Source organism: Pseudarthrobacter lactosi, assembly GCF_055412785.1.
In genome coordinates this window covers 38,660-48,683 of record NZ_JBVAYS010000009.1, presented here as the reverse complement: position 1 = coordinate 48,683, position 10,024 = coordinate 38,660, and the positions used below count along the sequence as shown (strand labels likewise).

The 10,024-nt window shown below is 65.0% G+C and carries 12 protein-coding genes; 3 read left to right on the top strand and 9 right to left on the bottom strand.

Going from position 1 to position 10,024, the window contains the following annotated elements; translation table 11 throughout:
- The coding region (locus tag ACZY0Q_RS20900) for a polysaccharide deacetylase family protein (protein WP_463919862.1) at positions 1-846 on the bottom strand (846 nt) is incomplete at its 3' end.
- A gap of 462 nt (positions 847-1,308) precedes the next feature.
- Between ACZY0Q_RS20900 and ACZY0Q_RS20895 the strand changes: the two genes are divergently transcribed.
- Entirely contained in the window at positions 1,309-1,587 is a 279-nt protein-coding gene (locus ACZY0Q_RS20895) for a type II toxin-antitoxin system Y4mF family antitoxin (protein ID WP_463919860.1), read from the top strand.
- Positions 1,584-2,828 (top strand): type II toxin-antitoxin system HipA family toxin, encoded by a 1,245-nt coding sequence (locus tag ACZY0Q_RS20890; RefSeq protein WP_463919858.1) that lies wholly within the window; start codon positions 1,584-1,586, stop codon positions 2,826-2,828. Before ACZY0Q_RS20895 ends, ACZY0Q_RS20890 begins: the two co-directional genes overlap by 4 nt.
- Positions 2,829-2,861: 33 nt before the next feature.
- Here the strand turns inward: ACZY0Q_RS20890 and ACZY0Q_RS20885 are convergent, their stop codons facing one another.
- Entirely contained in the window at positions 2,862-3,479 is a 618-nt protein-coding gene (locus ACZY0Q_RS20885; protein WP_463859439.1) for a uracil-DNA glycosylase family protein, read from the bottom strand.
- A gap of 123 nt (positions 3,480-3,602) precedes the next feature.
- Here ACZY0Q_RS20885 and ACZY0Q_RS20880 point away from each other — a divergent pair, with 123 nt between their 5' ends.
- On the top strand, positions 3,603-4,103 hold the full coding sequence (locus ACZY0Q_RS20880) for a hypothetical protein (RefSeq protein WP_463919855.1): 501 nt from the start codon (positions 3,603-3,605) through the stop codon (positions 4,101-4,103).
- Here ACZY0Q_RS20880 and ACZY0Q_RS20875 read toward each other — a convergent pair.
- The 7 genes from ACZY0Q_RS20875 to ACZY0Q_RS20845 all read right to left on the bottom strand — a co-directional run bounded on the left by ACZY0Q_RS20875 (position 4,100) and on the right by ACZY0Q_RS20845 (position 9,924).
- Positions 4,100-5,572: an amidohydrolase gene (locus tag ACZY0Q_RS20875; protein WP_463919852.1), complete on the bottom strand. Its 1,473-nt coding sequence runs from the start codon at positions 5,570-5,572 to the stop codon at positions 4,100-4,102. The genes ACZY0Q_RS20880 and ACZY0Q_RS20875 overlap by 4 nt on opposite strands.
- A gap of 25 nt (positions 5,573-5,597) precedes the next feature.
- Positions 5,598-5,984, bottom strand: coding sequence for an RNA-binding S4 domain-containing protein (locus ACZY0Q_RS20870; RefSeq protein WP_463919849.1), 387 nt, complete (start codon positions 5,982-5,984; stop codon positions 5,598-5,600).
- A gap of 43 nt (positions 5,985-6,027) precedes the next feature.
- Positions 6,028-7,026 carry a sensor histidine kinase gene (locus tag ACZY0Q_RS20865; RefSeq protein WP_463919847.1) on the bottom strand — a complete coding sequence of 333 codons (999 nt, stop codon included), beginning with the start codon at positions 7,024-7,026 and terminating at the stop codon, positions 6,028-6,030.
- Complete coding sequence (locus tag ACZY0Q_RS20860; protein WP_463919845.1) at positions 7,019-7,687, bottom strand: response regulator transcription factor; 669 nt, start codon at positions 7,685-7,687, stop codon at positions 7,019-7,021. Before ACZY0Q_RS20860 ends, ACZY0Q_RS20865 begins: the two co-directional genes overlap by 8 nt.
- Positions 7,688-7,691: 4 nt before the next feature.
- On the bottom strand, positions 7,692-8,420 hold the full coding sequence (locus ACZY0Q_RS20855; protein WP_463919843.1) for a DedA family protein: 729 nt from the start codon (positions 8,418-8,420) through the stop codon (positions 7,692-7,694).
- Positions 8,390-9,151, bottom strand: a complete 762-nt coding sequence (locus ACZY0Q_RS20850) for a phosphatase PAP2 family protein (protein ID WP_463919841.1) — start codon at positions 9,149-9,151, stop codon at positions 8,390-8,392. The genes ACZY0Q_RS20855 and ACZY0Q_RS20850 overlap by 31 nt, the downstream gene beginning before the upstream one ends.
- A 113-nt stretch (positions 9,152-9,264) precedes the next feature.
- Positions 9,265-9,924, bottom strand: a complete 660-nt coding sequence (locus ACZY0Q_RS20845) for a GntR family transcriptional regulator (protein WP_463919839.1) — start codon at positions 9,922-9,924, stop codon at positions 9,265-9,267.
- Positions 9,925-10,024 lie beyond the last annotated feature (100 nt).

The window sequence follows — 10,024 nt, the reverse complement described above, 5'->3', positions numbered from 1 at the left end:
GCCGGTGCGTGGGGTCACGGTGTAGGAGGTGATGGGAGAGCCGCCGTTGTTGGTGGGTGCGGTCCAGGTCACGGTTGCGGAGGTGTTTCCTGCCGTGGCGGTGATTGCGGTCGGAGCCGCGGGTGCCGTCGCGGCCGGTGACGTCAGTGCCTGGACACCTTGGCGGACGGTGACCATGGGCAGCCCGCTGTTCTTCACTGCCGCCATGTGGGCGTCGAGCGCAGCCGTAGGCGTGTTGTAGATATCCCCGCCGATGTTCGCTCCTACCTCGTGGTAGACCAGTACCAGCCAGGTGTTGTTGGCCTTCGCGGAATTGATCCAACCCTGCACCGTGGCGTTGGACGTGGTGGAAACGACGTTCTGTACGAGGATGTTGTACGGATCAAAGCCGGTTGCGGCATTGAACCCGTCGTCGGTGTTGCGCTGGGTAGCGTAGTAGTTCTTCACCGCCGCCGTGCTCGTCGCGTTGTACGCCCCGTAGGGGGAGGCGAAATCGATCCCGGCTGTGGGGCCAAACATCTGCTGCAGCGTGGCCCTGCTCTGCGAAAGCTCGTTATTGCGCTGCGTGGCGCTGAGTGTGGTCAGGTCCGCGTGGGTGACGGTGTGGGACGCGATCTCGTCGCCGCGGCTGGCGAACGCCTGGATCTGGGCCTGCGTCATGTAGGCGGGCACGTCATTGATCCCTGCCGTGTAGATGTACATCGTGGCCGGAACCCCGTACTTGTTCAGGACGGGCAGCGCGTTGTTGTACTGGCTGGCCCATCCGTCGTCGAACGTCACGCTGACCATGCCACCGGCCGCGGCCTGGGCTACGGGGCCAGACCAGAGCGAAGCGGCGCCAAGCACCAGGCTAAGGGACAGCGAAACCGCCCCCAGCTGTCTGATCGATAGTGGTTTTGCGCCATTCCCGCGCGTTTCCGGGACCGATAGGGGCTGCGGGGACGGCGCACGGTCAGGCCTGTTCTGGAAAGCGGACCTAAGTATCCGGAATCGGTTCATGATTTCCATCTCGTCCAGCCCCTGCCTAGTGGGATCCCGTGCCGGCCGCCGGCCCCTACCAGGGTCCTGGTGGGCAGCCGCGACTGTGGAGTGGGCCAGGACCTGAGGTCCGACCGCATGCTGCAGTCACGGTAGTCCCCGGCAGAAGCGAGTATCCCGAGTAGCCAGTACTCGCTTTATAGCGGGTCGCTACTTGCTGGCCCTCCGGGCAGGTACGTTCGTGCCGGTCTGCTTCTATCCTCCGGGTCTGGACGGGCGTAGACTCGCCCGTAACAGGGAAACGGCACGATCGTACCTATTGGAGCACTAATGACGGAACCCATCACCGACCTGCTGCCCGCCATGGTTCGTTCTCGCCGCGGTCAGCTGGGCCTGACCCAGCAGGATCTTGCCGACATGGCTGGCGTCTCCGAGCGCTTTGTCCGCTTTGTCGAGCAGGGAAAACCGAGCATCCAGCTGGATTCGCTCACTGCCCTGCTTGAGGCGCTGGGCCTCGAATTGCAGGTCAGTACAAGAGCCAGCCAGGCCGCCCGGCTGCTTGCGGGCCCGGCCAGTGCCTCAAGCAATGCAGGTGAAACCCAGCCGTGAAACACCGCATCGCCGACATCTACAAGGCCGGTGTCCTGGCTGCCAAACTCGAACGCCACGATGGCGGCACCCGGTTCAGCTACCTGCCGGCCTACCTCCAAAGCGGGGGACCCGCCGTCGCCAGTTCCCTGCCGCTCACCACCGCCCCGGTGCTGGCAGCGGCGGGGGCGGCGCCGCCCTATTTCACCGGCCTGCTGCCTGAAGGCCGCCGGCTCAACGCGCTGCGGCGCTCAATTAAAACCAGCGCCGACGATGACCTGTCCCTGCTGATCGCCGCCGGCGGGAACCCGGTGGGCGACGTCCAGATCGTGGGCCACGGCGAGACGCTGGATCCGGGCGAGCACGCTGTGCAGCTGGATCCCAAACTGCCGGTTGACTTCGACAAGTTGCTCGGCGACCCGGACCTGATCGACCCCGTTGCCCTGGCCGGGGTGCAGGACAAGCTCTCTGCCGGCATGATCTCGCTCCCGGTGGCCAGCGCCGGCAGGCGGTTCATCCTCAAACTCAACGCCCCCGAATTCCCGCATGTAGTGGAGAACGAGCTGGTGATGTTCCGGTACGCGGCCAGGCTCCGGATTCCCGTCAGCAACGTAAGGCTGATCCGGGATGTCGCGGGCCGGCCCGGGCTGCTGGTGGAACGCTTCGACAGGGTGCCCGTCCCCGGCGGCGGGCCGGACGACGTCCGGCGGCTGGCGGTGGAGGACGGGGCCCAGGTCCTGAAGCTTTACCCGGCGGATAAGTACAACGTGGCTTATGGGCAGGTCTGCCATGCACTCGCCGATTACTGCTCGGCACCTCTGCCGGCACTCCGGAACCTCGCCATCCAGGGGGCGTTTGCCTGGCTGAGCGGCAACGGGGACCTGCACGCCAAGAACGTTTCCATGGTCCAGCAGCCGCACGGGGAGTGGATCATCGCCCCGGTCTACGACATTCCCTCCACAGTGGTCTATGGGGACAAGACCCTTGCGTTGACCCTGAACGGGAAGCGGAGCGGGATCTCGCGCCGCCACTTTCTGGGTTGGGCCACGGACTTAGGACTCACAGACCGCACGTCGGCGCAGGTGCTGGAGCTCGCACTGAAAGCGTCAGGTCCGCTCGTCGCCGATCTGGAGGCAGGCACCGCGTTCGCCGGGCTCGGTGGGACGGAAACGAACGACGGCGGCGCCGCGCCGTTTTCTGGCATGGTCACCAGGGCGTGGGTGAAGGAGCTTAAGCACCGCAGGCGCTTGCTGGAAGGCTGAGGCACCCGCGGTGACTGCCGCCGTCGTGCGCGGTTAAAGGTGCTGGATGCCTGCCCGCTGCATGGCGTCCTTGTAGACGTCCACGCTTTTGGTCAGGAGATCCTCCTGTTTTGCTTCGGAAACAGCAAAGGCCCGCCCGCCGAGCGCGCTGGCCTTGTAGATCTTGATGCCGCTGTTCTTCAGGGAAGAATGGTAGGTCTTCTCGAAGAGAGTGAGGAACGTGGAGGCGTCCGTGCCGTGGGCGATGACTGCGGAGACCCGGCGGTTGATCTTGAGGAACTGCCGGAAGGGCCGCAGGCCGTCAGTCTTCTCCTGGACGTTCAGCGCTGACGGAAGCTCCGGATCCCGCACCCAAGGGTACGCATTCCATGGCATCACGTAGCGCGGATCAAGCTCGGCAAGTTCGTAAATCTGGGTGGCCCGGCGGGCGGCCTCGTCGTCATTGAAATGGGAGACGAACCCCGATTCGGTGCCCTTGCCCGGACTGACGTGGAGGCTGACGATCCGGCATTCGTCCTCGTCGTGCACGGGGTCGATGTACGGGACGACGGACCCTGGCTTCTTTTCCATCAGTTCATCGCAGAGCTGCGTTACCGCCGCGATGTTTGGTTCCTGTAGCAGGGCCTTTTTTTCGTCCCAGTCAATCGTCACGATCTCTCCCTCAGCAGCACGGCGTCCAGAAACAGGCGTCTAAACCCACTCTACGCTTTTGGACGTATAGGTGCGCAGTGCAAGTTGGTCCGGACCGGCGCCTGGCCGAGTAACGTCATCAAGATGAACAGGAAAACGCTCAAGTCCGACGGCTTTGCCGGCTTCCGGGCCTTCGACAGCCTTGAGATCATCAGAATTCCGCAGGGTACCGGGGTGTTCGCCATTCTCCGGCCGAATGAGTTCGAGCCGCACTTCCTAAAGATCAGCACTGCCGGGACCTTCAAGAAAAAGAATCCCACCCTGCCGGCGGACGCCATATGGGCCGAATGGGTGGACGGCGCGGACATTCTCTACGTCGGCAAAGCCGGGCCGGGAAGCAAGGGCAACCGCGGCCTCCGGAACCAGATCAAGGAGTTCCTGGATTTTGGGCGGGGCAGGCCGCCGGGCCATTGGGACGGCCGGCTCATCTGGCAACTGACCCACACGGATGAACTCATCATGGCGTGGAAAGAGCTCCCCGCCGAGGAAGTGAGCCAGGCTGAGGCCGCGTACCACGCTGCCTTCCTCGCGGACCACGGCAAGCTGCCGTTCGCGAACCTGGTGCAAGCCAAAGTGCGGAACTAAGCCAGGCCGCCGTCGTACGTTAAGCGGCCGGCCACCAGCGTTGCCGCAACCGGCATGGCGGCGAATTCCGCATCCGGCGCGGCCAGCGGATCGGCATCCAGCACCACCAGGTCCGCCGTGTCCCCGGCGCTGATCCGGCTCCGGCCCCTGGCTGAAGCGGCAAGCGCCTGCCCCCGGCTGATGCATTCCTGGGGATGCCACGGCCCGCGGGCGTCCTGCCGGGACCGGGTGGTGGCCGCCGACATCGCGGCCCACGGATCCAACGGCGCAACCGGTGCGTCAGAACCCAGCGCCAACGTGGCCCCGGCGTCGATGAGCGACCTCAGCGGAAACGCCCGCTGCGTGCGGCCGCCCCAGTTGGACTCCGCAGCGTCGCGGTCATCCAGAGCATGCACCGGCTGCACGCTGGCCGTCACACCCAGAGGCCCAAAGCGGGCCAGATCCTCCGTCCGGACAAGCTGCGCGTGTTCAATCCGGCCGCCGGTCCCTGCATGCTCGAAGGCGTCCAGCGCCACCTGGTTGGCGCGATCCCCTATGGCATGGACCGCCGGGACAAAGCCGTATTCCCGTGCGCGCCGAAGCAGGGATACCAAGTCGTCAAAGCTGACAGTCAGCAGCCCGTAGCCGCCGTCGGGATACGGATCCACGCAAAACGCCGTCCGGGTATTCAGCGAACCGTCAATAAGCACCTTGAGCGGACCGGTCCGCAGGAGCCCCTTGCCGCCGTCGAGCTCCAGGCCTGTGCGCATACCGTCGTTGTGGGCCCGCTCCAGGTCCTCGGGGTAGACGCCGGCCTCCACCCTCAGGCTGGTGAATCCGCCGGCGATGCGGCGCAGCCAGGCGTCGCGGTTCCAGGTCATCTCGAAATCAACGATGCCCACGATGCCCCGGGCGGCTGCCGCGTCTGCGGCATCGCGGACCCAGCCGTCCACCACTGAGTCCGGGAGCTTCCCCAGCTCACGGGTCAGCGCAAAAGCAGGTTCCTCCCGGAGCAGGCCCCCAGCGTCAACCTCCACCCCATGCCGCCGGGCGGCGGCGCTGTTCAGCCAGACACAATGCAGGTCGTGGCTGATCAGGGCGGTGGGCTGGTTGCCGGTGGCGGCGTCGAGCATTGCCAGGGTGGGGACGTCCGGCCACAAGGCGTCGCGGAAGCCCACCCCCACGGTGGTGACGGAAGGCTCGGCGCCGCGAACATAAAGTCCGACGGCGGCCGCCGCCTCTCCCGCGGATGCTGCGGCGGACAGGTCCGGCCTGTTTGAGTGCAGCGCCCACTGGGTCATGTGGACGTGTTCGTCCCAGAGCCCTGGAATGACATAGCGACCGTCCAGGCTGACCACGCGGGCGTCGCCCGGGATTCCGCCGCCGGCACTGATCCGGGTGACCACACCGTCAACGATGTGCAGGTCCGAGACGGTATCCCCACCGGGCTGTCGGACGGAGGCCAGGACGATGTTGTTCACAGTTCCCATTCTGAAAGCTCGGCGGGCGAACAGCCTAGGTTGCGGGGCCCTTAAGTCGTTCCATCTCGCGGCGGTCCTTCTTGGTGGGCCGCCCTGCACCGCGGTCGCGCTGCGGGAGGCCCAGCGCAGGTGCCACCGGCCTTGGCGGCGTGTGGTCGGTGAAGCAGTGCGACGCGGCCTCTGCGCCAACGCGTTTGGCGATCAGGCGGCGGACTTCGAGGGTGCGTTCGAACCCGGACATCCGTACCGTGACGGTGTCGCCCGTGACCAGGGTGGCCGAGGCTTTGGCTGGGTTTCCGTTCAGCCGCACGTGGCCCGCGCGGCACGAAGCGGTGGCGGACGAGCGCGTCTTGTAGGCGCGGATCGCCCACAGCCACGCATCGATGCGGACGCTGGCGGGGGAGGACGGAGGGATGGTCATGGCTGGCACCGAGTATACGGCGTGGCAGCTCCGGAGGGGCAGTTTAGGGGTTGGCCGGGGGAAGGGTCATCCGCATGCTGGTTCCGTCCGGGCCCGTCCTGGCGATCTCCACAGTCCCGCCAGCCGCGGTGGCGATGTCGCGGACAAGGGCCAACCCGATGCCGAAACTGCGTTGCGCCCGCGTTCCGTCAGGACGCGGTGTCCTGACGAATCGCTCAAAGATCCTGTCACGGTCGACGTCGGAGATACCGCTTCCCGTATCGGTCACGGTGATCACAGCGCTACGTTGGCTCGCTGACGCGGCGAGCGTGATGGTCCCGCCTGCCGGCGTGTGCGCCAAGGCGTTGTCAGCCAACGCCAGTACGGCGCGGCGCAAACTGCCATCGTCTATCCGGGCCAGCGGACGGCTGCCGTCCGTGACGTCGAGAATGACCTCCTGGTGGCGGGCAATGGTCCGGACGCTCTCCGCAACGGACTCCACGACCGCCGCCACATCAATCGGTTCGGATGGCGTCTCCGCAGCCCCGCCCGTTGCGGCCAGAAGCAATTCGTTCACGATAGCCGTCAGCGTTGATGTGTCCTGCCGGATCCGGACCAGCGCGTGCCCCGGCTGCGACTCAGGAGGAGCATCGCGTTGGGCCAATTGGATCCTTGCGTCCAGGATTGCGAGGGGCGTTCGCAGTTCGTGGCTGGCGTCCTGGACGAACCGGCGCTGCAGTGCCATGGCCTCACCCAGGGGCTCAATGGCGCTGCGGGCACTGAACCAGCCGATCACTCCGGCCAAGACGATTCCTGCCGCACCGGCAATGATGAGGGCTTTGAGCAAGTCCTTGTAGTCAAGATAGGCGAAGTCGCCGGCCGGGCCTGAATTGCCGGGCAGTTCCGGGTGGGACAGTTGGTTGGTCAGGTAGATTGCGGCCCCCGCGAGAAGGCAGAGGACCATGACGGCGCAGGCAGCACTGATACGCACAGCAATCCTGAGCGAGGCCTTGCGGAGGGTGGCGCGGTCCGGGTCTGCTGCAGCCGCAGATTTCTCATTCATGGCCGTCACCGATCTGGTACCCCACGCCGTGGACCGTGCGGATCACGTTCCGGGAAATCTTGCGGCGCAGATGGTGGACATACGTGTCGATCACGCTTGGCTGGTCAGTAGGCGGGAAAACAGAGCGGATGAGTTCGTCACGGCTAAAGGCGCGGTCCGGTTCCATGGCAAGGGCGGCCAGCAGTTCGCACTCCTTCGCGGTCAGCGTCACAAGTGGCCCGTAGATGGACCGCATGGAACGGCCGACGGCGTTCAGCTCCCAGTCGCCGATGCTCATCGTTGGAGGGGGGTAGCTGCGGGTCAACGCACGCAGTCGCGCGCCCAACTCTTCGGCGTCGAAGGGTTTGGTCATGTAGTCATTGGCGCCGGCGTCCAGGCCGCGGACCTTCTCGTCCGTTGCACCAAACGCCGTCAGGATCAGCACTGGCGTGGAAACTCCCTTAGCCCGCAGGGCGCTGATGAGGGCAACTCCGTCCAAGCCGGGCAAGCCGCGGTCGATCACCAGGACGTCCCAGCTCTCCCCAAGCGCGGCGCTCAAGCCAAGCCTTCCGTCCGCTACCAGTCTGATCCGGTAGTCGGTGCCCAGTAACTCTGCGATGAGCGGACCCAGAACAGGATCGTCCTCCACCAGAAGCAGGGACGGCCGGGTATCTGTTGTCATGAGGCTATTCTCCCGCGGCCAGCTCTTCCACGGGCCGATCCCCGGATTCTTCGGACGGCCCCTTGGCAGCGTGATCATTGGCGGCGCCTTTGTTCTTCCGGCGCTTGAGGTACTCAATGCCCCACGGGAGGACTGAGACCAGGACCATGGCCACGGCGATGAAGTCAACGTTGTTCGCAATGATGTCGAAGTGCCCAAGCCAAGACCCCAACAAAATTACGGAAGCCGACCAAACCACTGCGCCCACGATGTTCCAGAGGCTGAACTTCCGGTAGGTATAGTGGGCGATTCCTGCGGCCAAGGGGGCGTACGTGCGCACGATCGGCACAAAGCGGGCCATCACCACCGCGCCACCCCCGTGCCGATGGAAGAACTCCTCTGTCCGGGTCAGGTGCGACGTCTTCAAGATCCGGGCATCATCCTTGAACCACCGTCGGCCGAACGTCCGGCCGAGAAAGTAGCCCACTTGGTCGCCGGCCACCGCAGCCACTGAGACGACCCCGATCAGGAGCGGGAGGGTGATGTTCAGTTGCTGATGGAGCAGGCCCGCTGTGAAAAGGAGCGAGTCCCCGGGCAGGAAAGGAAAAAGGACGCCGGACTCGATGAAGACCATCCCGGCGATAACCGCCAATGCGGCCGGCCCAAGGCCTTCAAGGAGCCCCGCGGGATCCAGCGGCGAGGGAGCCGCGGTGGAGGCGGCGGCTACCGTGGCCAGTGCATGAAATGTCTGCATGATGCCTTTCTGAAGGCAAGAGCAGCGGACCGGTTCCACAGACCCGCGAGAAGAACCACGGCCGCGGTCCCGGCCAGCAGTGAACCCACGACGTCGGAAGGGTAGTGGACGCCGATGTACAGCCGGGACCACGCTACGAGGGCAACCACCACTGCTCCGGAAACTGCGGTGAATTTTGCCCACAGGGTGCCCCGGGCCAGGAGATACATGGCAAAGGCAATGGTCACCGCGAAGGTGACGTGGCCGCTCGGAAAACTGTCTGTACCGGATTTCGGGGCCAGAGGATCGAACAGCAGTGCAGCGTCCGGGCGTTGCCGTTTAACCAGAACCTTGAAGATTTCACTGGCCACCCATCCAGAGCCAGCCATAACGGCAAACGCCACCGCGTTGACCGGCGCACGGCGAACCAGCAACAAGAACGCGGCAATTACGGCGATTGCCAGCAACCCTGCTACCGGGCCAAACAGCAGGTTCAGGGCCATGGCCACGCCGGTGAGCAGCGCCACGTGGTGCTGGCTGAGACTTTGGTCTACGCCCAGTTCATCCATGCTGACGCCGGGAACCAGTTGGACCGTCAGGCCGAGTACGACGACGGCGGAGGCCAGGATAGTCCCGAGCAGGACCCAGTGCGGCACTTGAGGCAACGCAAGCAGCCGGGTCCTGCCGGCGGGCGGGCTTAGACCTGGTCGGGTGGTGGTTGCAAGGGTACGGTCGTTCACTGCGTCAGGCATCGAGGCTCCTGCTCGGCACAGGGAGGCCGGTCGACCGCCCTAACCAACTCTGTCCCGGGGTGATTAAGAAACCCTTAAGAACAAATGCAAATAAGGGCACGCAGTCGAAGGGCTTACGCCACCAGGTTCGCGGCAGCGGTGTCCATGTGCTCCCGGATGGTATTCCGGGCCAAGGTGGCATCGCCGGTCTCGATCGCGGTCACGATGTCGTAGTGACGGCCCACACTCATGTTCATCACGCCCTTGTCCCGGCCCGCGAACATGATGGACATCCGGATGGACCCCTCCAGCGACTCCCATGAATGCAGCAGGGTTTCGTTGCCCGTGAGCCGGCACATGGTCCGGTGGAATTCCAGGTCCGACTCGACACGGTCCTGCAAGCTGGACTTCTCGGCAGCGGACATGGCTTCAATAGCGGACTTCAGCGAGCTGATGACATGCTGACGGTCGGGGAGCTCGCAGAGAGTGCGGGCGGCCAGGGATTCCAGTGCCGCCCTGACCGAGTAGATGTCACGGATTTCCTTGGCATCCAGGTGCCGGACGGAAAGCCGGCCACGGGGTCCTGCGGAAAGCAGGCCTTCCTGTTCCAGCTGGCGCAGGGCTTCGCGGAGAGTGCCGCGGCTGATCTGGAGCATCTCCGACAGCTCGGTTTCCACCAGATGCCGGCCGGGTTCCAGTTCACCGCTGGTGATAGCAGCGCGCAATGCGGCAAGCGCCTGCTCGCGAAGGCTCTTCTTCTGCAGTCCCAGCAGCGGTGCTGTAGCTCCGGCCATCGTGATACTTCCTCAATGTCAGTGGTCGACTGTTTACAGTCGATCTGTTAACAGTTGATGGTACGGCAGAAGCGCGACGCCGCGTGGTTCGGCGCCGCGC